At 51.6% G+C, this 20983-nt stretch carries 19 protein-coding genes and 1 rRNA gene; 9 read left to right on the plus strand and 11 right to left on the minus strand.

The genetic code is table 11. The features are described from left to right. Positions 1-150 precede the first annotated feature (150 nt). Positions 151-266 (plus strand): 5S ribosomal RNA (rrf, locus tag ABVN36_RS18345). Positions 267-568: 302 nt separating this feature from the next. Here rrf and mobB read toward each other — a convergent pair. Together mobB and mobA are read right to left on the minus strand one after the other, a co-directional pair. Further along, positions 569-1084, minus strand: a complete 516-nt coding sequence (gene mobB, locus ABVN36_RS18350) for a molybdopterin-guanine dinucleotide biosynthesis protein MobB (protein WP_075321932.1) — start codon at positions 1082-1084, stop codon at positions 569-571. Continuing rightward, entirely contained in the window at positions 1081-1665 is a 585-nt protein-coding gene (mobA, locus tag ABVN36_RS18355) for a molybdenum cofactor guanylyltransferase MobA (RefSeq protein WP_023138862.1), read from the minus strand. Before mobA ends, mobB begins: the two co-directional genes overlap by 4 nt. 69 nt (positions 1666-1734) lie before the next feature. Between mobA and ABVN36_RS18360 the strand changes: the two genes are divergently transcribed. The 3 genes from ABVN36_RS18360 to dsbA all read left to right on the plus strand — a co-directional run bounded on the left by ABVN36_RS18360 (position 1735) and on the right by dsbA (position 3707). Further along, complete coding sequence (locus ABVN36_RS18360; RefSeq protein WP_000649858.1) at positions 1735-2004, plus strand: YihD family protein; 270 nt, start codon at positions 1735-1737, stop codon at positions 2002-2004. 76 nt (positions 2005-2080) lie between these two features. Further along, on the plus strand, positions 2081-3067 hold the full coding sequence (locus tag ABVN36_RS18365; RefSeq protein ID WP_000999264.1) for a serine/threonine protein kinase: 987 nt from the start codon (positions 2081-2083) through the stop codon (positions 3065-3067). 16 nt (positions 3068-3083) lie between these two features. Next, positions 3084-3707 (plus strand): thiol:disulfide interchange protein DsbA, encoded by a 624-nt coding sequence (dsbA, locus tag ABVN36_RS18370; protein ID WP_000725364.1) that lies wholly within the window; start codon positions 3084-3086, stop codon positions 3705-3707. A 12-nt stretch (positions 3708-3719) separates the two neighbouring features. Here the strand turns inward: dsbA and ABVN36_RS18375 are convergent, their stop codons facing one another. Then, complete coding sequence (locus tag ABVN36_RS18375; protein WP_000196902.1) at positions 3720-4628, minus strand: acyltransferase; 909 nt, start codon at positions 4626-4628, stop codon at positions 3720-3722. A gap of 387 nt (positions 4629-5015) precedes the next feature. On the opposite strand from ABVN36_RS18375, the gene polA reads away from it, so the two are divergent. Then, a complete protein-coding gene (gene polA, locus ABVN36_RS18380) occupies positions 5016-7802 on the plus strand; it encodes a DNA polymerase I (protein ID WP_023138863.1) in 2787 nt (928 codons plus the stop codon). 334 nt (positions 7803-8136) lie between these two features. On the opposite strand, the gene yihA is transcribed toward polA, so the two are convergent. Continuing rightward, positions 8137-8769, minus strand: coding sequence for a ribosome biogenesis GTP-binding protein YihA/YsxC (gene yihA, locus ABVN36_RS18385; RefSeq protein ID WP_023138864.1), 633 nt, complete (start codon positions 8767-8769; stop codon positions 8137-8139). Between the two features lie 239 nt (positions 8770-9008). Here yihA and ABVN36_RS18390 point away from each other — a divergent pair, with 239 nt between their 5' ends. From ABVN36_RS18390 to hemN, 3 genes are all read left to right on the plus strand, one after another. Next, positions 9009-9233 (plus strand): hypothetical protein, encoded by a 225-nt coding sequence (locus tag ABVN36_RS18390; protein ID WP_001541209.1) that lies wholly within the window; start codon positions 9009-9011, stop codon positions 9231-9233. 118 nt (positions 9234-9351) lie between these two features. Further along, positions 9352-9867: a Der GTPase-activating protein YihI gene (gene yihI, locus ABVN36_RS18395; protein ID WP_023138865.1), complete on the plus strand. Its 516-nt coding sequence runs from the start codon at positions 9352-9354 to the stop codon at positions 9865-9867. A gap of 188 nt (positions 9868-10055) precedes the next feature. Next, positions 10056-11429: an oxygen-independent coproporphyrinogen III oxidase gene (gene hemN, locus ABVN36_RS18400; protein WP_000003520.1), complete on the plus strand. Its 1374-nt coding sequence runs from the start codon at positions 10056-10058 to the stop codon at positions 11427-11429. A gap of 89 nt (positions 11430-11518) precedes the next feature. On the opposite strand, the gene ABVN36_RS18405 is transcribed toward hemN, so the two are convergent. The 4 genes from ABVN36_RS18405 to glnA form a co-directional block, all read right to left on the minus strand. Next, positions 11519-11629 (minus strand): YshB family small membrane protein, encoded by a 111-nt coding sequence (locus tag ABVN36_RS18405; RefSeq protein WP_001578131.1) that lies wholly within the window; start codon positions 11627-11629, stop codon positions 11519-11521. A gap of 112 nt (positions 11630-11741) precedes the next feature. Further along, a complete protein-coding gene (gene glnG / locus ABVN36_RS18410; RefSeq protein ID WP_001188782.1) occupies positions 11742-13151 on the minus strand; it encodes a nitrogen regulation protein NR(I) in 1410 nt (469 codons plus the stop codon). Between the two features lie 8 nt (positions 13152-13159). Continuing rightward, entirely contained in the window at positions 13160-14209 is a 1050-nt protein-coding gene (gene glnL / locus ABVN36_RS18415; RefSeq protein ID WP_000146190.1) for a nitrogen regulation protein NR(II), read from the minus strand. Between the two features lie 274 nt (positions 14210-14483). After that, positions 14484-15893, minus strand: coding sequence for a glutamate--ammonia ligase (glnA, locus tag ABVN36_RS18420; protein WP_001271699.1), 1410 nt, complete (start codon positions 15891-15893; stop codon positions 14484-14486). Between the two features lie 375 nt (positions 15894-16268). Between glnA and typA the strand changes: the two genes are divergently transcribed. After that, the gene (gene typA / locus ABVN36_RS18425; RefSeq protein WP_000572060.1) at positions 16269-18092 is read left to right on the plus strand and encodes a ribosome-dependent GTPase TypA; all 1824 of its coding nucleotides are present in this window, start codon (positions 16269-16271) and stop codon (positions 18090-18092) included. Positions 18093-18146: 54 nt separating this feature from the next. Here the strand turns inward: typA and ABVN36_RS18430 are convergent, their stop codons facing one another. The 3 genes from ABVN36_RS18430 to ABVN36_RS18440 are packed head-to-tail and all read right to left on the minus strand — an operon-like array spanning position 18147 to position 20982. Then, complete coding sequence (locus ABVN36_RS18430) at positions 18147-18881, minus strand: Cof-type HAD-IIB family hydrolase (RefSeq protein WP_023138866.1); 735 nt, start codon at positions 18879-18881, stop codon at positions 18147-18149. Next, a complete protein-coding gene (locus ABVN36_RS18435; protein WP_023138867.1) occupies positions 18866-19744 on the minus strand; it encodes an STM4011 family radical SAM protein in 879 nt (292 codons plus the stop codon). Before ABVN36_RS18435 ends, ABVN36_RS18430 begins: the two co-directional genes overlap by 16 nt. After that, positions 19741-20982 carry an STM4012 family radical SAM protein gene (locus tag ABVN36_RS18440; RefSeq protein ID WP_023138868.1) on the minus strand — a complete coding sequence of 414 codons (1242 nt, stop codon included), beginning with the start codon at positions 20980-20982 and terminating at the stop codon, positions 19741-19743. The genes ABVN36_RS18435 and ABVN36_RS18440 overlap by 4 nt, the downstream gene beginning before the upstream one ends. Between the last annotated feature and the right edge of the window lies 1 nt (position 20983).

The raw sequence follows: 20983 nt of genomic DNA on the forward strand, positions 1-20983 counted from the left end.
GCTCAGATTCAGAGTCCGAAGGATTTTACGCTGAGACAAGGCGGCAAACGCAGCGACGGAAGGAGCATACAGAAGTATGTGACTGACGCTCGCAAGAGCAGCCAACGCCGTATCAGTGTAAAAGACAAAGGACAGAGCACAAAGAATTTGCCTGGCGGCACTAGCGCGGTGGTCCCACCTGACCCCATGCCGAACTCAGAAGTGAAACGCCGTAGCGCCGATGGTAGTGTGGGGTCTCCCCATGCGAGAGTAGGGAACTGCCAGGCATCAAATAGAATGAAAGGCTCAGTCGAAAGACTGGGCCTTTTGTTTTATCTGTGGTCTGTCGGTGAGCACTCTCCTGAGGAGGAGAAATCCGCCGGGAGCGGATTTGAACGTTGCGCAGCAACGGCCCGTAGGGTGGCGGGCAGGACGCCCGCCATAAACTGCCAGGCATCAGACAAGTGAAGAAGCCCGTCCGTCTGGACGGGCTTCTTTGCGTGTGTGGTAACTGTAAAAATGTAGGCCTGATAAGCGCAGCGCCATCAGGCAACCGGCACCGCCGGATGGCAGCTTCGCCTTATCCGGCCTACAAGGAACGTGCTTTCTCTAACCACCGCAAAATGAAGGCAGAAATCTGCGATACATCATTAAGATCCAAAACGGGTACCGCTACGGCAAGTGGAAGATCACTGGCAACCGCAATAACATGCTCATCAAGAATCAATTCCTCCTCGCTGTGCCCACATCCCTGACGAAAAAGTAAGATCTTCGCAACTGCCTCGTGTTTAAACCCTTCTACCAGCACCATATCCAGCTTTGATGCATCCATCCGGCTCACCAGCCATGCCAGATCCAACTCTTCTTGCCCCGGCGTTTCAGTCATTAACGCCCAGCGCTGCTGACTGGCAACCAGCGTTTGTGCCGCCCCGGCCTTACGTAATTCGTAGCTATCTTTACCCGGTTTATCAACATCCATATCATGATGGGTATGCTTAATCAGCCCTGGCCGAATACCGTGCGCACAAAGTGCTGGGATCAGTTTTTTCAGCAGTGTTGTTTTTCCCGTGCCGCTCCACGCGGCAATGGCGAGTAGCGGTATCATGGTCTCTTTTGCCATTGCGCGAGTTCCTCCGGCGTGTTGACGTTCACAAATGCCTCTTTACAATCGCTGAAATCAACGGCGTGTCCGCCTACCTGGCGCATAAAAATCATTACCCGCCGCTCGCCTGCTTGCAAATAAGCTGTCAACTGGGGCTCAACGGCACGATTAATCAACGCGATCGTTGGATGATCGCGCTCTCCATCATGAACCCAAACCACGGGTGCACTATGACGCTGCGCTGCTAAACGATCGACCAGGTTGTGGGGGATACAGGGATTGTCACAGGGACAAAACAGAAACCAGTCGCCTGCTACCTGCTGAAAAACGGAAAGCATACCCGCCAGCGGACCGGGAAAGTCAGCGATTGAATCCGGAATGACTTTCAGGCCGCTGGCCTGGTAGATATCCAGATGGCGATTAGCACTAATGACGACCGTAGCCAGTTGCGGCGCGAGCGCATCGGCAACGTGCCGCCAGAGCGGTTTCCCGTCCAGTTCAAGCAGACCTTTATCCGCACCTCCCATCCGCCTGGCTTTACCGCCTGCCAGCACCACGCCGGTTATTACTTCATCCAGATTCACCGATATCGCCTCTTTTATTGTGGGATTGACCCTGCTACCGTGTCTGTATCAAGAATAAGGAGCACAGCTATGAAATGTAAACGCCTGAATGAAGTCATTGAACTCCTCCAGCCAGCCTGGCAGAAAGAGCCTGATCTTAATCTGACGCAATTTTTGCAGAAACTGGCGAAAGAGTCAGGTTTTGACGGCAAACTGGAAGATTTAACTGATGATATCCTGATCTACCATCTGAAAATGCGCGATTCCGCCAAAGACGCCGCCATTCCAGGGATTCAAAAAGACTATGAAGAGGACTTTAAAACGGCGCTTTTACGCGCCCGCGGCGTTATTAAAGAGTAAAACCTTGTAAGCGGCGCCACCGAAATCGTCACGAAATGATATCCTGAATCATTCGTAGTATTTTCCGGATGATGGGATGAACGACAACGCTTTTACTTTCCAGACGCTACACCCGGAAACCATCATGGATGCGCTGTTTGAACAGGGGATCAGGGTGGATTCCGGGCTGACTCCACTAAACAGTTATGAAAACCGCGTCTATCAGTTTCAGGATGAAGACCGTCGACGTTTTGTCGTTAAGTTTTATCGTCCTGAACGCTGGTCTGTTGATCAAATTCGGGAAGAACACCAATTCGCGCTTGAACTGGTGAAGGATGAGGTTCCGGTTGCCGCTCCGCTCGCGTTTAATGGCCAGACGCTGTTAGCGCATCAGGGCTATCATTATGCCATTTTCCCCAGCGTAGGCGGTCGTCAGTTTGAAGCAGATAATATCGATCAGATGGAGGCGGTAGGGCGTTATCTTGGCCGATTGCATCAGACGGGGCGAAAACGTCCTTTCACTTTCCGGCCTGACATTGGGCTTGCAGAGTATCTTTTTGAACCTCGCCAGGTATTCGAAGATGCCGCACTGATTCCCTCCGGGCAAAAAGCGGCTTTCCTGAAAGCCACTGATACTCTACTGTCTGCAGTTACCGAATGCTGGCGCACCGATTTCGCCACGCTGCGATTGCACGGCGATTGTCATGCCGGCAACATTCTATGGCGTGATGGACCGCTGTTTGTCGATTTAGATGATGCCCGTAACGGTCCGGCGATACAGGATTTATGGATGCTGCTGAACGGCGACAAAGCCGAACAGCGAATGCAGCTTGAAACCATTATTGAAGCTTATGAAGAAGTTAGTGAGTTCGATACGGCTGAAATTGGTCTCATTGAACCTTTACGCGCCATGCGTTTAGTTTATTATCTTGCCTGGTTGATTCGTCGTTGGGGCGATCCTGCGTTTCCAAAAAACTTTCCCTGGTTAACAGGGGAAGATTACTGGCAGCGACAGACAACGACTTTTATTGAGCAGACTAAAATTTTGCACGAACCCCCTTTACAATTAACGCCAATGTATTAATCGGAGAGAGTTGATCATGAAAAAGATTTGGCTGGCGCTGGCTGGTATGGTTTTAGCTTTTAGCGCCTCGGCAGCACAGATCAGCGACGGTAAACAGTATATCACGCTGGATAAACCGGTCGCTGGCGAACCCCAGGTACTGGAGTTTTTCTCCTTCTACTGCCCACATTGTTATCAGTTTGAAGAAGTGCTTCATGTGTCTGACAATGTGAAGAAAAAGCTGCCGGAAGGCACCAAAATGACCAAGTACCACGTTGAGTTCCTGGGGCCGTTGGGCAAGGAGCTCACCCAGGCATGGGCGGTGGCGATGGCGTTGGGTGTAGAAGATAAAGTCACGGTCCCGCTGTTTGAAGCCGTACAGAAAACCCAGACAGTACAATCTGCCGCGGATATCCGTAAAGTGTTCGTTGATGCGGGCGTCAAAGGCGAAGATTACGATGCGGCATGGAACAGCTTCGTGGTGAAATCACTGGTTGCGCAACAGGAGAAAGCCGCGGCTGACCTGCAACTGCAGGGCGTTCCGGCGATGTTCGTCAATGGCAAATACCAGATTAACCCACAAGGCATGGATACCAGCAGCATGGATGTTTTTGTTCAGCAGTATGCTGATACTGTGAAATATTTGGTTGATAAAAAATAAAAAGAACGCCGGTCACTGACCGGCGTTTTTATAAGATGTTTTAATCTCTTCTATCTGTATATCTTTCTTATCCCACAGCGTATTAAGCCAACGTTGAAAACGGCGTTTGAATGTTTTGTCGTTCACGTAATCGCCGTGCAGTTCTTCATTTATGGGTTCCAGTTGCACCCGAACAACAATACGCGTCAGCCTACCGCTTAGCATATCGTAGAAGGGGTGACGATCGTTGTTTGGGTAACACAACGTAATATTAAGCAGCTTATCGAACTGTGAGCCTAAAACATTAATCGCCATTGCAATACCGGCTGCTTTTGGCGGCAACAGATGTTGATAAGGTGAATGCGTTTGCTGACGTTTCTCATGCGTAAATCGCGAGCCTTCAACAAAGTTAACGATAGTGGTGGGATACCGACGAAACTTTTCGCAAGAGCGACGAGTTGTTTCAACATCTTTGCCGCGTCGATCGGGGTGTCGGAGCAGGTAGCTACGGGAGTAGCGCTTCATAAACGGCATATCTAATGCCCAGCACGCCAGGCCGATGAACGGCACCCAGGCCAATTGCTGTTTAAGAAAGTACTTATTCATTGGGATATGCTTGCGGAACAGAACGCAAAGCACAACGATATCGGCCCAGCTGCGATGATTACAAATCAGTAAATACCAATTTTTCTTGCTCAGCCCTTCTAACCCTTCTACATCCCATTGCAAGTGCGGATTAAGGCGTAACAGCGCTGCAAGACCAGCACACCAGCAATACATCATGAAATTGCAGAAAATGGAGACCTTGCGCCAGATACCGGGAACAGGCAAAAGAAGCTTTACCATACCGGCAACGATGATCGGTACTGAGCAAACAATAGTGACCAGGATGGTCAATACGATACTCAATGGGAGCGTGATAGCCGCGAGTATTCTCGTCATAATAAATTATTCAAAAGTTAGCCATAAACGGTGCGCGAAAAGGGCGCAAGAGGCTGATTCTATCAGAAAACGATGCTAATGATGGCGCTGAGTGAAATAGAAACACTCGTAACAACTATCCACATTATGATAACGGCATGAATCAGATAATCAGAAAAACGTGATGTTAACAACTCATTGAAAATAATGGTTAATTATTAAGACGAGAAGACTATCGCGCTGATTTTAAAGTAATGGTAAGAATTTACACACAAAGTTATCCACAGGTTGTTTTGCGAGCGATCCTGAAGATCGACAAAACTTTTCCGCAAATGCGGCGAAAAACTCAAGTTTTCCTCCTGTATGTGGCATCCTTTAACCATAATCTGTTAAACAGGCACGGACATTATGGTTCAGATCCCAGAAAACCCACTTATTCTCGTAGATGGCTCATCCTATCTCTATCGCGCCTATCATGCGTTTCCGCCGTTAACCAACAGCGCGGGAGAACCTACGGGCGCAATGTATGGTGTCCTCAACATGTTGCGCAGCCTGATCATGCAGTATCAGCCGACACATGCTGCGGTGGTGTTTGACGCCAAAGGAAAAACCTTCCGTGATGAGCTCTTTGAACACTACAAATCGCATCGTCCTCCGATGCCGGATGATCTGCGAGCGCAAATAGAGCCGTTACATGCCATGGTTAAAGCCATGGGGTTACCTCTGTTGGCGGTCTCTGGCGTAGAAGCGGATGACGTTATCGGTACACTGGCGCGAGAAGCGGAGAAGGTGGGGCGTCCGGTATTAATCAGCACCGGCGATAAAGATATGGCACAGTTGGTGACGCCGAATATTACGCTGATCAACACCATGACTAACACCATCCTCGGCCCGGATGAAGTCGTTAATAAGTACGGCGTGCCGCCTGAGCTGATTATCGACTTTCTGGCGCTGATGGGGGACTCCTCGGATAATATTCCAGGCGTACCAGGCGTGGGTGAGAAGACGGCGCAAGCCTTGCTTCAGGGATTGGGCGGCCTGGATACGCTGTACGCCGAGCCGGAAAAAATTGCCGGTCTCACTTTCCGCGGCGCCAAAACGATGGCCGGTAAATTAGCGCAGAATAAAGACGTAGCGTACCTGTCTTATAAACTCGCCACCATTAAAACGGATGTTGAGCTGGAGCTGACCTGCGAACAGCTTGAAGTGCAGCAGCCGATTGCGGATGAACTGCTGGGCCTGTTTAAAAAATATGAGTTTAAGCGCTGGACGGCGGACGTTGAGTCAGGCAAGTGGCTACAGGCAAAGGGCGCGAAACCGGCGGCCAAACCGCAGGAAACGGTCGTTATTGATGAATCGCCCAGCGAACCGGCAGCGGCGCTCTCTTATGAAAATTATGTCACGATTCTGGACGACGTTACGCTGGAAAGCTGGATTGAAAAGCTGAAAAAAGCGCCAGTTTTTGCTTTCGACACGGAGACCGACAGTCTGGATAATATCGCCGCCAACCTGGTGGGTCTCTCGTTTGCTATCGAACCTGGCGTTGCCGCGTATGTACCTGTCGCGCATGATTATCTGCACGCTCCGGATCAAATCTCCCGCCAGCGTGCTCTGGAACTGCTGAAGCCGCTGCTGGAAGATGAAAAAGTGCGCAAAGTGGGGCAAAACCTCAAGTACGATCGCGGCGTCTTGCAAAATTACGGTATTGAGCTGCGCGGTATCGCCTTCGATACCATGCTTGAGTCTTACATTCTGAACAGCGTCGCCGGACGCCATGATATGGACAGTTTGTCCGATCGTTGGCTGAAGCACAAAACTATCACCTTTGAAGACATTGCCGGTAAAGGTAAAAACCAGCTCACCTTTAACCAGATCGCACTGGAGGAAGCGGGGCGCTATGCGGCAGAAGATGCGGATGTCACGTTACAGTTGCATCTCAAAATGTGGCCTGAGCTCCAGCAGCACAAAGGCCCGCTGAATGTTTTCGAAAACATCGAAATGCCGTTGGTGCCTGTACTGTCACGCGTTGAGCGCAATGGCGTAAAAATCGATCCTGCCGTCCTGCACAAACATTCGGAAGAAATCACGCTACGTCTGGCGGAACTGGAAAAGAAAGCGCATGACATTGCGGGCGAGGCGTTCAACCTGTCCTCAACGAAGCAGTTGCAGACTATCCTGTTTGAAAAGCAGGGTATTAAGCCGTTGAAGAAAACGCCTGGCGGCGCGCCGTCAACGTCGGAAGAGGTACTGGAAGAGCTGGCGCTGGACTATCCGCTGCCGAAAGTGATTCTGGAGTATCGTGGTCTGGCGAAGCTAAAATCCACCTATACCGATAAGCTGCCGCTGATGATTAACCCGAAAACCGGGCGCGTCCATACGTCCTATCATCAGGCGGTAACGGCGACGGGACGTTTATCGTCCACCGATCCGAACCTGCAAAATATTCCGGTGCGCAATGAAGAGGGCCGCCGCATTCGTCAGGCATTTATTGCGCCTGAGGATTATCTCATCGTATCTGCGGACTATTCACAGATTGAGCTGCGTATTATGGCGCATCTTTCCCGTGATAAAGGGCTGCTCACGGCGTTCGCCGAAGGGAAAGATATTCACCGTGCAACGGCGGCGGAAGTCTTTGGCTTGCCGCTGGATAGCGTGACCGGGGAACAGCGCCGAAGTGCGAAAGCCATTAACTTTGGCCTGATTTACGGGATGAGCGCCTTCGGTCTTTCTCGCCAGCTTAATATTCCGCGTAAAGAGGCGCAGAAGTATATGGATCTCTACTTCGAACGCTATCCTGGCGTGCTGGAATATATGGAGCGCACCCGCGCTCAGGCAAAAGAACAAGGCTATGTGGAAACGCTGGAGGGACGCCGCCTTTACCTGCCGGATATTAAATCCAGCAACGCGGCGCGGCGCGCGGGGGCGGAACGCGCGGCGATCAATGCTCCCATGCAAGGAACGGCTGCCGATATCATCAAGCGCGCCATGATTGCCGTCGATGCCTGGCTACAGGCCGAGCAGCCACGCGTGCGGATGATTATGCAGGTACACGATGAATTAGTGTTCGAGGTGCATAAAGACGACTTAGATGCGGTAGCAAAACGTATCCATCAGTTGATGGAAAACTGCACGCGTATTGATGTGCCGTTGCTGGTAGAAGTCGGTAGCGGGGAAAATTGGGATCAAGCGCACTAAGCATTTAAGGAATAACGCGCTTTTTTCGTAATTAAGCAACATAAGCACGGGGGTTTTGTGATGGGTATTAGAATTCCCTATGTAAAGAATGAAAAAAAATTACGAAAAGGTCTTTCTGTGTTGCTCAAAAAAGAGTAAAGTTATTCACGTAGGGTACAGAGGTAAGATGTTCTATCTTTCAGACCTTTTACTTCACGTAATCGGATTTGGCTGAATATTTTAGCCGCCCCAGTCAGTTTATGACTGGGGCGTTTTTTATTGTGCGCAAGAAAAGTTTCGCTCACACCGTAGGCCGGATAAGACGCGCAGCGGCGCCATCCGGCATAGCGGGTGATTATTCCCCGTCCTGAATCTCTTCGACCGGTGCCAGTTCACTAAACCAGCTATCCAGCTTCTGACGTAACTTATCCACGCCCTGCTTTTTCAGCGAGGAAAACGCTTCTACCTGCACATCGCCATTAAAAGCCAGCACGGCTTCACGTACCATATTCAACTGCGCCTTGCGCGCGCCGCTGGCCAGTTTGTCCGCTTTGGTCAGCAGAACCAGAACCTGGATATTGCTCTCTACAGCCCACTGGATCATCTGTTGGTCGAGGTCTTTCAACGGATGGCGGATATCCATTAAAACGACTAAGCCCTGTAGGCTTTGACGTTTCTCCAGATATTCCCCCAGCGCGCGTTGCCACTTGCGTTTCATCTCTTCCGGGACTTCCGCATAGCCATAGCCCGGCAGGTCGACCAACCGTTTGCCCTCTACGACTTCAAACAGGTTAATCAATTGGGTACGGCCCGGCGTTTTAGAGGTGCGCGCCAGGCTTTTTTGGTTGGTCAATGTGTTCAGGGCGCTGGATTTGCCTGCATTGGAACGGCCAGCAAAAGCCACTTCAATTCCGCGATCGGAAGGTAAATGGCGAATATCAGGCGCACTCATCACAAAATGCGTCTGTTGATAATTCAGGTTAGTCAAAGCGGTCGTCTCCGTCAGTCAAAGCATTGTGGCGATTATACCTGAACGCCAGCAAAAGACGGATTTTTCGGCGCGTCGGTGCTGTAAGCAAAAGCCATACGCTTTGTGAGACATTGTCCATTGCACTTATGCGACATGACAGAGTCGTTGTCAGGCTCAAAGCCAGTTAATATAGTTAAATCATGAATTTATAGAAAGGTAATTGTCTGAAAAAAAGGGATTTGCCGTGTCGGTATCTTGTGAGTTTACCCCAAAAGAGTAAAGTAATGCACATAGCGAGGACGCTAACAGGATCAACGACTCAGGATGAGGGTCAGGAGCGCCAGGAGGCGAAGACACAGGATTGTCAGGAAGACAAACGTCCGGAGACGTTAGTAAAAGGAAATGGAAACAACATGGAATGTTCCAGGCTAAGGGAAAAACAGGGCGTGTTGATAGCCAACAGGGATGGTGGAACCCGTTAAGGGTCGTGAGTCAAGAAAAAAGGCGGCAGATTACTCTGTCGCCTTTTTTCTTTGCTTGCTTTCTGCTAGATTCCGCCTCAATTCTATACTGAATAAAACGGCTTAAAGATCTGACATCATGAAAAAAACAACCTCTGCACCGCGCAGTAAAGCCTTTGGCAAACAGCGTCGTAAAACGCGTGAAGAGTTAAACCAGGAGGCGCGCGACCGTAAACGCCTGAAAAAACATCGCGGTCATGCGCCGGGAAGTCGCGCGGCGGGCGGCAATTCCGCTTCGGGCGGCGGCAATCAGAATCAACAAAAAGATCCACGTATTGGCAGTAAAACACCTGTTCCATTGGGCGTGACTGAAAAAGTGACCCAACAGCATAAACCGAAAAGTGAGAAACCTATGCTTTCACCGCAGGCGGAGTTGGATTTACTGGAAACGGATGAGCGCCTGGATGCGCTGTTAGAACGTCTGGAAGCGGGCGAAACCCTGAGTGCGGAAGATCAAGCCTGGGTAGATGCCAAACTGGATCGTATTGATGAACTGATGCAGAAGCTTGGTCTGTCTTACGATGACGACGAAGAAGACGACGAAGAGGACGAGAAGCAGGAAGATATGATGCGCCTGCTAAGAGGCGGCAACTAACGGGTTTACACCGTGGGCTTGCCCGTCCTGCTTATAACCCTTCCGGTTATATGTTATCTGGTGTGGTTATTCGTTAAACTACAGCGATTGTCGCGGCGACAGAAATGGCTGCGCAGCCGGCTTGCCGCCCGTCATGGCGTGAAGCCGGTACGCCGTACCCGCCAGAGACGCCATCGGAAGGAGTGAGCATGTCTGAACAGCAAATAGACTGGGATCTGGCCCTGATCCAGAAATATAACTATTCCGGGCCACGATATACCTCGTACCCAACCGCGCTGGAGTTTTCTGAAGACTTCGAGGACGCCGCATTCTTGCAGGCTGTGGCGCGTTATCCTGAACGTCCGCTCTCGCTGTATGTGCATATCCCGTTTTGTCACAAGTTGTGTTATTTCTGCGGCTGCAACAAGATTGTCACCCGCCAACAGCATAAAGCTGACCAGTATCTTGACGCGCTTGAGCAGGAAATTCGCCATCGCGCGCCGCTGTTTGCAGACCGTCATGTCAGCCAGCTTCACTGGGGCGGCGGTACGCCTACTTACCTGAATAAAGCGCAAATCAGCCGCTTAATGACGCTGTTACGTGAAAATTTCCACTTTAATACCGACGCGGAAATCTCGATCGAAGTCGATCCCCGTGAAATTGAGCTGGATGTGCTCGATCATTTACGTGCGGAAGGTTTTAACCGCCTGAGTATGGGCGTGCAGGACTTTAATAAAGAGGTGCAGCGCCTGGTTAACCGCGAGCAGGATGAAGAATTCATCTTTGCGTTGCTTAATCACGCCCGCGATATCGGCTTTACCTCGACCAATATCGACTTGATCTACGGTCTACCGAAACAGACGCCGGAAAGCTTCGCTTTCACGCTGAAGCGTGTGACGGAACTGAACCCCGATCGTTTGAGCGTCTTTAACTATGCGCATCTGCCAACGCTTTTTGCCGCCCAGCGTAAAATTAAAGATGCCGATTTACCCAGCGCGCAGCAGAAACTGGATATTTTGCAGGAGACGATCGTATCGCTTACTCAGGCCGGTTATCAGTTTATCGGGATGGACCATTTTGCCCGTCCGGACGACGAACTGGCCGTCGCGCAGCGCGAAGGCGTGCTGCACCGTAATTTTCAGGGCTATACGACCCAGGGCGATACCGATCTGCTGGGGATGGGGGTTTCTGCTATCAGCATGATTGGCGATGGCTACATGCAGAACCAGAAAGAGCTGAAGCGTTATTACCAGCAAGTGGATGAGCGGGGCAATGCGCTATGGCGTGGTATTACGCTGACCCGTGATGATTGCATTCGTCGCGATGTTATCAAGGCGCTGATTTGTAACTTCCGCCTGGATTTTAACGCTGTCGAACAGCAGTGGGGTTTGCATTTCGCTGAATATTTTGCCGAAGATTTGCAGTTACTGTCGCCGCTGGCGAAAGATGGGCTGGTGGATATTAGCGAGAAGGGAATTCAGGTGACGGCGAAAGGTCGTTTGCTGATTCGCAATATCTGCATGTGCTTTGACGCGTATCTGCGCCAGAAAGCGCGGATGCAGCAGTTCTCACGCGTCATTTAGCCGGGTTGCCCGGTGGCGCTGCGCTTACCGGGCCTACACGTTGCGACAACCTGTAGGCCGGATAAGCATTAGCGCCATCCGGCACATTGTCAGCTGAACAGTCCTACCAGCGCGGCACACAACACGGCGGCTAGCGCAGTTTGTGGCGTGTGGCTGTCGACCGCTCCACTCGATACCAGATTAATAATAGATTCTAACATAATGAATCCCCCCGTTTGCCGGGCATGATCATACTGAACTCATCGGAACAGTAAAGCGCAAAATAGCAGCGTTTTGCGCTCAATTATTAATCTTTACACTCGCGGGTAATGTTTACTCCATTCCCAGCTCTTTCAACTTCCGCGTTAGGGTGTTTCGCCCCCAACCGAGCAGCCTGGCGGCTTCCTGTTTATGACCCTGCGTATGGCGTAACGCCGTGGTCAGTAGCGTTCTTTCCAGTTCTGGCTGCGCTTCAGAAAGCAGGTTTTGATGACCGGATCGCAAGGCGCGGTCCGCCCATTGCGCCAGTAATGTCGCCCAGCTATCCGGCGGAAGGTGGGACGGGCTATCCGGCGCCGAGGCTTCAAACAGTTCGCCCGGTAAATCCTGGATCAACACCTCCTGTCCGGCGGCCATGACGGTGAGCCAGCGGCAGGTATTTTCTAACTGACGCACGTTACCAGGCCATGCCAGGCGCGTTAACGCCGTTTCGGTTTCCGGATGTAATAATTTGGCTTCCACGCCTAATTCACGGGCGGCGACCTGCAAAAAATGGCGCGCCAGGCGCGGAATATCCTCACGGCGCTCGCGCAACGGCGGAAGATGGATACGAATCACGTTCAGGCGGTGGAACAGGTCTTCGCGGAATTTCCCTTCCTGAACGCGTCGTTCGAGGTTCTGGTGGGTGGCGGCGATAATGCGCACATCCACTTTTACCGGCGCGTACCCGCCCACGCGGTAGAACTGTCCGTCAGCCAGCACGCGTAACAGACGAGTCTGGACATCCAGCGGCATATCGCCAATTTCGTCCAGAAACAGCGTGCCGCCGTCAGCCTGCTCGAAACGGCCCTGCCGGATGGTATTCGCCCCGGTAAAAGCGCCTTTCTCATGGCCAAACAGTTCGGATTCAATCAAATCTTTCGGGATGGCCGCCATATTGAGCGCGATAAACGGCGCTTTGGCGCGTGGGCTATGGCGGTGAAGCGCATGGGCGACCAGTTCTTTACCGGTCCCTGATTCGCCGTTAATCAGCACGCTAATCGAAGAACGCGACAGCCGACCAATAATGCGAAACACATCCTGCATGGCGGGCGCTTCGCCTATCATGTCTGTTGTCGGGCCGTTAACCTCGATATTACGCGGCTGCTGCTGCTCCTGATAGTGGCTAATCGCGCGCTCGACCAGAGCGACGGCTTCATCAATATCAAACGGTTTAGGCAGATAATCAAACGCACCCTGCTGATAGGCGCTCACGGCGGCATCTAAATCGGAATGCGCGGTCATAATGATGACCGGAAGCATCGGGTGACGCTGTTTAATCTGCTTTAATAGCGCCAGCCCGTCCATTCCCGGCATTCGGATATCCGACAGCAAGACGTCCGGCGTTTTACTGGCCAGCGCAGCCAGTACTTCATTACCATTCTCAAAGGTGGTACAGGTCAACCCTGCCCCGGCGAGAGCACGTTCAAGCACCCAACGGATGGAACTATCATCATCGACGACCCAGACTATTCCTCGTTGCATAAACACCTCTATTTCCGAATCGGCAGGTAAACCGAAAACTCGGTATGCCCCGGCCAACTGGTAAATTCAATTTTGCCGGCGTGTTGATCGATAAGATTGCGGGCGATAGATAACCCAAGCCCGGTGCCGCCTTCGCGACCGCTGACCATCGGGTAGAACAGCGTATCCTGTAAATGGGGAGGAATGCCCGGCCCATTGTCTTCAACGTCTATACGCGCCGCCAGGCGATAGCGTTCGCCATGCAGCGTTAACTGGAAGGCGGTACGCGTACGCAGCGTAATTTCGCCGCCTTCCGGCCCCAGCGCCTGCAAGGCATTGCGGACAATATTCAGCAGTACTTGCTCAATTTGTTCCGGGTCGTGCGGCAGCTCTGGCAGACTGGGGTCATAATCGCGGATAAGCCGGACATTATCCGGCAGTTCCATCGACACCAGCGCCACCACGCGCTCCGCGACTTTATGTATGCTCTCGGTAATGTGCATTCCCGGGTGCTGCGGCCCCAGCAAACGATCGACAAGGTTGCGTAGCCTGTCGGCCTGTTCAATGATGACTTTGGTATATTCCATTAGCGCCGGGTCGGGCAGCGCCTTGCTGAGTAGCTGCGCCGCGCCGCGCAGGCCGCCGAGCGGATTTTTGATTTCGTGCGCCAGACCGCGCACCAGATCGCGGGCGGCGATTTGCTGCGCGTGCTGCAACTGCTCCTGACTCAGACGACGCTGGTTATCCATCGGCGCCATTTCGAGCAGTATAAAATCGTCGGGCAGACGTTGGGCGGTCAAAGAGAGAATGTGCGAGCGACTATCAATCACCAGCGTCACTTCGTTATCGGTAAAGCCTTGCCCTGCCGCTAAACTTTCGCGCATCAGGTCAATGTTTAACGAAAAATAGCTCAACAGTTCAGGTAACGGCGTCCCGAACAGTTTGCGTGAGCTTTGCGCGAGCAACTGCTGCGCGGCAGGGTTGGCGTAATGGATTGCCAGCGCGTCGTCGACCACCAGCACGCTGTTGATTAACGAATTGAGGATCTGCCCAGCATCGGGCTGTATGCCGCTTGCCATTCAGCAGTCTCCTGGAAAAGGTTGCACCATTTTAGTGCATTATAGCTTTTTACTACTAAAAAGCGCGTGAGATCAGATTGTTGGTGGAGAAAAAAGCCCATCCTGGGATGGGCTGAAAGTTTCCACGGCAACTCAAAAACTCCTGACGCCTTTCACGCTGCTGCTGCGTTGGCTGCCTTCGCTTACCCCAGTCACATCGCTATCTATGCTCCTGGGGATGTGCTCAGTTGCTGCCTTGCAGCAACGCGAAATTTGTCGGATTTTTAATATACGATTAAACGCTGTAGTACAGCTCAAACTCTACCGGGTGCGGGGTCATACGCACGCGGTCATCTTCTTCGCGACGCAGCGCAATATACGCATCGATCGCTTCATCCGTGAACACGCCGCCTGCTTTCAGGAACTCGCGGTCCAGGTCCAGCGCGTTCAGCGCTTCTTCCAGAGAACCCGCTACCTGTGGGATCTCTTTCGCTTCTTCCGGCGGCAGGTCATACAGGTTTTTGTCCATGGCTTCGCCCGGGTGAATCTTATTCTTAATCCCGTCCAGACCGGCCATCAGCAGGGCGGCAAAGCACAGATACGGGTTAGCCGCCGGGTCCGGGAAGCGAACTTCGATACGGCGCGCTTTCGGAGACGCCACCACCGGAATACGGATGGAGGCGGAACGGTTACGGGCGGAGTAGGCCAGCATCACCGGCGCTTCGTAACCCGGGACCAGACGCTTGTAGGAGTTGGTGGTCGGGTTCGCCAGGGCGTTGATGGCTTTGGCGTGTTTGATGACGCCGCCGATGTAGTACAGTGCTTGTTCAGACAGGCCGGCATATTTGTCGCCAGAGAACAGGTTGGTGCCGTTCTTCGCCAGCGACATGTGGCAGTGCATACCGGAACCGTTATCGCCGAACATCGGTTTTGGCATAAAGGTCGCGGTCTTACCGAAGCGGTGAGCCACGTTATGCACGACATATTTGTAAATCTGAATTTCGTCGGCTTTTTTGGTCATGGTGTTAAAGCGGGTCGCCACTTCGTTCTGACCTGCGGTCGCTACTTCGTGGTGGTGCGCTTCAACGACCAGGCCCATCTGCTCCATGACCAGACACATTTCAGAACGGATATCCTGCGCGGAGTCAACTGGCGGAACCGGGAAATAACCGCCTTTCACGCCCGGACGATGGCCTTTGTTGCCGCCTTCATATTTGGTAGAGGAGTTCCAGGCGCCTTCAATATCGTCAATCGCCACATGTGAGCCGGAGATAGATGCGCCGAAGCGGATGTCGTCGAACAGGAAGAATTCAGGTTCCGGCCCAAACAGGACGGTATCGGCGATACCGGTCGCGCGCAGGTAGTCTTCCGCACGTTTTGCGATGGAACGTGGGTCACGGTCATAACCTTGCAGAGTGCCAGGCTCCAGGATGTCGCAACGGATAATCAGGGTAGAGTCCGCGAAGAACGGGTCAATCACTGCGGTGGATGCGTCTGGCATCAGCACCATGTCGGATTCGTTAATGCCTTTCCAGCCGCCGATAGAGGAGCCGTCAAACATTTTGCCTTCTTCAAAGAATTCGGCATTTACCTGATGAGCAGGAATCGTGACGTGCTGTTCTTTGCCTTTGGTATCGGTGAAGCGCAGATCGACAAACTTCACTTCGTGCTCGTTCAGCATCGTCAAAACGTGTTCAGCGGACATACTTGTACTCTCCCGGATTGGTCATGGTCGGTCGTCGTGGTAACGAGATCTTCAATTCTGCTGGCCGTGTCGCCGTAAAAATATAAAGCGAAATCTGTGCCAACTTTCACATTGCCCCCAAAAGGCGTTATCATGCGTACCATCGTGCAAAAGGGCTGCACCACGGTGACTATGTTGCACCAAAATAGTGCTTTAATGTGAACATTGAGCACCACATTGGTGCAATAGAACGCAAGCCACCCTTTTAACGCTCCGTGAAAGCGATCACAAAGAGACTCTGCAATACTTGTTTGCGGAGGATGTTTGTGATCCTGTTTTGTAGTGCGATTAATCCGTGTACAATAACGCGCTATTTCTAATGCCTGAGGCAAAGTTGTGATCGAAAATTTGCGTAACATCGCCATCATCGCGCACGTTGACCATGGTAAAACTACCCTGGTTGATAAGCTGCTCCAGCAATCCGGTACGTTCGACGCGCGTGCCGAAACTCAAGAGCGAGTGATGGACTCCAACGATTTGGAGAAAGAGCGTGGTATTACTATCCTCGCTAAAAACACCGCTATTAAATGGAATGATTACCGTATCAACATCGTTGATACTCCCGGGCACGCTGACTTCGGTGGTGAAGTAGAGCGCGTCATGTCCATGGTTGACTCTGTGCTGCTGGTGGTTGACGCATTTGACGGCCCGATGCCGCAAACGCGCTTCGTGACCAAAAAAGCCTTTGCTCATGGCCTGAAACCTATTGTGGTTATCAACAAGGTTGACCGTCCTGGCGCGCGCCCTGACTGGGTTGTTGACCAGGTATTCGACCTGTTTGTTAACCTCGACGCGACCGACGAACAGCTGGACTTCCCGATCATCTACGCTTCGGCGCTGAACGGTATCGCGGGTCTGGACCACGAAGATATGGCGGAAGACATGACCCCGCTGTATCAGGCGATCATTGATCATGTTCCGGCGCCGGACGTTGACCTCGATGGTCCGTTGCAGATGCAGATCTCCCAGCTGGACTACAACAACTACGTTGGCGTTATCGGCATTGGCCGTATCAAACGCGGCAAAGTGAAGCCGAACCAGCAGGTCACTATCATCGATAGTGAAGGGAAAACCCGTAACGCGAAAGTAGGTAAAGTGCTGACGCATCTGGGTCTGGAGCGTATCGACAGCGATATCGCCGAAGCGGGCGATATCATTGCGATCACCGGTCTGGGCGAGCTGAACATTTCCGACACCATCTGCGACCCGCAGAACGTTGAAGCGCTGCCGGCGCTGTCCGTTGATGAGCCGACCGTGTCTATGTTCTTCTGCGTTAACACCTCGCCGTTCTGCGGTAAAGAAGGTAAGTTTGTGACTTCTCGTCAGATTCTTGACCGTCTGAACAAAGAGCTGGTGCATAACGTGGCGCTGCGCGTTGAAGAAACCGAAGATGCGGATGCGTTCCGTGTATCCGGTCGTGGCGAACTGCACCTGTCCGTGCTGATTGAAAATATGCGTCGTGAAGGTTTCGAACTGGCGGTTTCCCGTCCGAAAGTTATCTTCCGTGAAATCGACGGTCGTAAACAAGAGCCGTACGAAAACGTGACGCTGGACGTCGAAGAGCAGCACCAGGGGTCTGTCATGCAGGCGCTGGGCGAGCGTAAAGGCGACCTGAAAAACATGAATCCGGACGGTAAAGGCCGCGTACGTCTCGACTACGTGATCCCAAGCCGTGGGCTGATTGGTTTCCGTTCAGAATTCATGACCATGACTTCCGGTACGGGTCTGCTGTACTCCACCTTCAGCCATTACGACGATATTCGTCCGGGTGAAGTGGGCCAGCGTCAGAACGGCGTACTGATCTCCAACGGTCAGGGTAAAGCGGTGGCGTTTGCGCTGTTCGGTTTGCAGGATCGCGGTAAGCTGTTCCTGGGTCACGGCGCGGAAGTTTATGAAGGCCAGATTATTGGTATTCACAGTCGCTCCAACGACCTGACGGTAAACTGCCTGACCGGTAAGAAACTGACCAACATGCGTGCGTCCGGTACGGATGAAGCGGTGATTCTGGTTCCGCCAATTAAAATGAGCCTTGAGCAAGCGCTGGAGTTCATTGATGACGACGAACTGGTAGAAGTCACCCCCACCTCTATCCGTATCCGTAAACGTCACCTGACGGAAAACGATCGCCGCCGTGCGAACCGTGGTCAGAAAGAAGAGTAATTAACGCTCTTACGGATAAAAACCCTGCCGAAATGAAAACTCGGCGGGGTTTTTTTATTCACGTTGAGAAAGGGATAAGGTTGCCAAAAAATCAGCAATCGCTGGCGTATTATGCCGACCAATGACGCTATCCGCATACATCTTTGCCCGAGCGCTGGCATTCCCCATCGCGACGCCCAATCCGGCCAAACGTAGCATTTCCGCATCGTTATCATTATCGCCAAACGCCATCACTTCGCGCATTGCGATATGCTGTTGCTGTGCATATCTGGCGAGGCTTTGCCCTTTGCTACACCCCTTCTGGAGAATATCCAGTTGATGATGCCAGGACCAGGTACAGCTTAGCTGTAATTCATGCTGTATAAACTCAGCAATATTTTGTAGTTGTTTTATGTGCCGATGAACGACGCTGATTTGCCAAATATTCTCCCTACTGCTTAGCTCATCAGCCTGAAAGATTATTTTATCATCAGCACGAATTGTCGGTTTAAGCGGATATACCCGCGCCAGTATTTTTTCCGTTTGTAAGTGCGTCAGCGGCAGCGGATCAAGGATCTGCTGTTGAGCCGGTTGATAAATATAGCTTCCGTTACAACAGATCATCGGTTCGGTGAGCGCCAGCGTTTGATAATACGCATAGGCTTCACGATGAGAGCGGCCGGTGACAAGCATTATTCGGCAGCCCATGTCCTGAATCTGACGGATAGCGGTTAGCGACTCTGGCAGAATTTGTTTATTACGGTTTAGCAGCGTTCCATCAAGATCAAAAGCGATTAAACGATATCGCATGAGCGTCCGATCCTAAAACAGCGTGAGGCATCCAGGTGATTCAGCAATGGAATATCGAGACGGTGCTGATAAGCGAGAAAACAGTGGCATTGTTTTGCCTGGCAGGCGGGAGAATTAAGCCGTTGCTGATATAAATTACCCATTTTAATTTTGCTGATATGACAAGCAAAAAGATCGCCTTCTGCATTCATAAAAATACTTTTTCTTCCTGCGGTACAGATATCCAGCTGCGCTGGCCACTGCTGCGTTTCAACCACATACAGCGGATCGAGTTCGCCGAAGGCGATGGTTTCCTCAACGGTATGCCGGGTATTGGCACACTCGTTGGCGTTAAACCAAAAATAATTCTGGTCAGGCAACCGCTGGCGTAGCCAACGAAACTGGTCGATATCTTTCATACTGGCGACAGCCCCCGCGCACCAGGTTATTCCGGCGGCAGAGAGCGCTAAACACTGCTGGAGAAAGCGCTCAGCGGTAATTTGTGAGGGATGAAAAGAACACCATAACCGAAGCTTTGAGATATCTCCGCTGCCGGCACGAAATGACTCCAGCAATGACATTAACGAAAAAGAGGCGTTAGTTTGTATGCCTAACGCCTGAACATGAGGATAGCGGCTAATTTCTGCCAGCGCCGCCATGTAATAACGCAAGCGTAGCGCCTCGCCATAAGGCGTAATCATCACATTCAACGGCGTACCTAAAAGAGGCAAATGGTCAACCATGCGCCATAACGCGGCTTCGTCGCGTTTTTTATCGTTACGGGCGTGTTTATGGAACGGGCAATAGCCGCAATGATAATTACACGATTTAAGATAGCCGCGATAAAACAGCGTGTGAATATCGCGTAGGGCGGGGGCGCTCATCTCTGCCGATTCTCCCGTAGCATCACCTCAGGCGAAACGAACACAGGAGCAAGGCAATCGGATAATGCCATACCGGTCTCCGTTAGCCGGAGGCGACTGCCATTCTGATAACAGTAGCCTTGCCGTATAAAGCGTTCCAGGTCGGGGAAATCCCTTAGCGCATCGCTGGCAAAATATTGCTGATAATCGCTAAGAGAAAGTCCCTGCCAGAAAAATAGATTTTTAATGATAAAGCGGCGTTTCATTTCATCAGGGGGGAGCAGATAACCGTGATTAATGACGGTTTTATCCGGGCTGTCGATAAACGCCTGAATGATTTTTCGTGATGTCTGCAGGTTCGACGACCACGGCGAACAGTAATGCAGATTGCCAAGATAACTTCTGCCGCCCGCGCCGAGCGCCAGTGAGTTTTCAAATCCGCAGCTTTCCGCCGCGGCGGATGGCGCTGGATTAAGGACGAAACGGCGCATGGACGTTTGGGTATAGCCCGCGTTGCGTAAAAGATCGCGGGCTAAAACGTAGTAGCCATGCATATTTTCCTGGCGAGGCATATTATAAAGCGGATAAAGAAACAGCTCTTCCGGTTGATAAACGAGCGCCTGATGTAACGATTCCGTCAGGCTTGCGTGAGTCTGGCCGGGAATGCCGTAAATAATATCAATATTGAGTGATGGAAAATGACCCGCCTTTAGCCACTCCAGCGCCTGGTGCGCGCTGGCGGCATTGTGGCGGCGATGCAGCGTATGTAACTCGCTATCATGAAAACTTTGTACGCCAATACTGACACGATTAACGGAAAAGGCGTTTAATAGCGCTACTTTTTCTGCCGTGGTATCCGTAGGGGAAGTTTCAATTGTTTTATAAATATTCCAGTCAACATTGAGCACATCAAAGACGGAAAAAAATAACTTCTCTAATTGCGCAATGTTTAATAGCAGAGGTGTGCCGCCGCCTACGGTAAAGCTTGCCCAGTGGACGGGCGCCAGCGCCATTTGTCGGCCCTGGGTAATAATCGCGTCGATATAGCTATCAATGAACGTATTATCTGCGCCTGTACAGGTAAATAAATTACAGAACCCGCAGCGACTTTGACAAAACGGCATATGAACATACAGATGTGTGTCGTGCTCGTAAATGCGCTGTTTTACTTCGCTAAAGCTGACGTTCTCCAGCTCCCGATAAGTCGTCTTATGCGGATAACTGTACATATACTGACGATAAATATCATTGTTATTCATA

Source organism: Salmonella sp. SJTUF15581 (assembly GCF_043356775.1).
GTDB lineage: Bacteria > Pseudomonadota > Gammaproteobacteria > Enterobacterales > Enterobacteriaceae > Salmonella > Salmonella enterica.

Excerpts from the sequence above, each read along its gene's own strand:
- mobB (WP_075321932.1), bottom strand. The coding sequence starts at position 1,084 with ATGATACCGCTACTCGCCATTGCCGCGTGGAGCGGCACGGGAAAAACA.
- yihI (WP_023138865.1), top strand. The coding sequence starts at position 9,352 with ATGAAAAAAACAACCTCTGCACCGCGCAGTAAAGCCTTTGGCAAACAG.
- glnL (WP_000146190.1), bottom strand. The coding sequence starts at position 14,209 with ATGGCAAGCGGCATACAGCCCGATGCTGGGCAGATCCTCAATTCGTTA.
- dsbA (WP_000725364.1), top strand. The coding sequence starts at position 3,084 with ATGAAAAAGATTTGGCTGGCGCTGGCTGGTATGGTTTTAGCTTTTAGC.
- glnG (WP_001188782.1), bottom strand. The coding sequence starts at position 13,151 with ATGCAACGAGGAATAGTCTGGGTCGTCGATGATGATAGTTCCATCCGT.
- ABVN36_RS18430 (WP_023138866.1), bottom strand. The coding sequence starts at position 18,881 with ATGCGATATCGTTTAATCGCTTTTGATCTTGATGGAACGCTGCTAAAC.
- ABVN36_RS18435 (WP_023138867.1), bottom strand. The coding sequence starts at position 19,744 with ATGAGCGCCCCCGCCCTACGCGATATTCACACGCTGTTTTATCGCGGC.
- ABVN36_RS18360 (WP_000649858.1), top strand. The coding sequence starts at position 1,735 with ATGAAATGTAAACGCCTGAATGAAGTCATTGAACTCCTCCAGCCAGCC.
- ABVN36_RS18440 (WP_023138868.1), bottom strand. The coding sequence starts at position 20,982 with ATGAATAACAATGATATTTATCGTCAGTATATGTACAGTTATCCGCAT.
- ABVN36_RS18365 (WP_000999264.1), top strand. The coding sequence starts at position 2,081 with ATGAACGACAACGCTTTTACTTTCCAGACGCTACACCCGGAAACCATC.
- glnA (WP_001271699.1), bottom strand. The coding sequence starts at position 15,893 with ATGTCCGCTGAACACGTTTTGACGATGCTGAACGAGCACGAAGTGAAG.
- polA (WP_023138863.1), top strand. The coding sequence starts at position 5,016 with ATGGTTCAGATCCCAGAAAACCCACTTATTCTCGTAGATGGCTCATCC.
- ABVN36_RS18405 (WP_001578131.1), bottom strand. The coding sequence starts at position 11,629 with ATGTTAGAATCTATTATTAATCTGGTATCGAGTGGAGCGGTCGACAGC.
- hemN (WP_000003520.1), top strand. The coding sequence starts at position 10,056 with ATGTCTGAACAGCAAATAGACTGGGATCTGGCCCTGATCCAGAAATAT.
- ABVN36_RS18375 (WP_000196902.1), bottom strand. The coding sequence starts at position 4,628 with ATGACGAGAATACTCGCGGCTATCACGCTCCCATTGAGTATCGTATTG.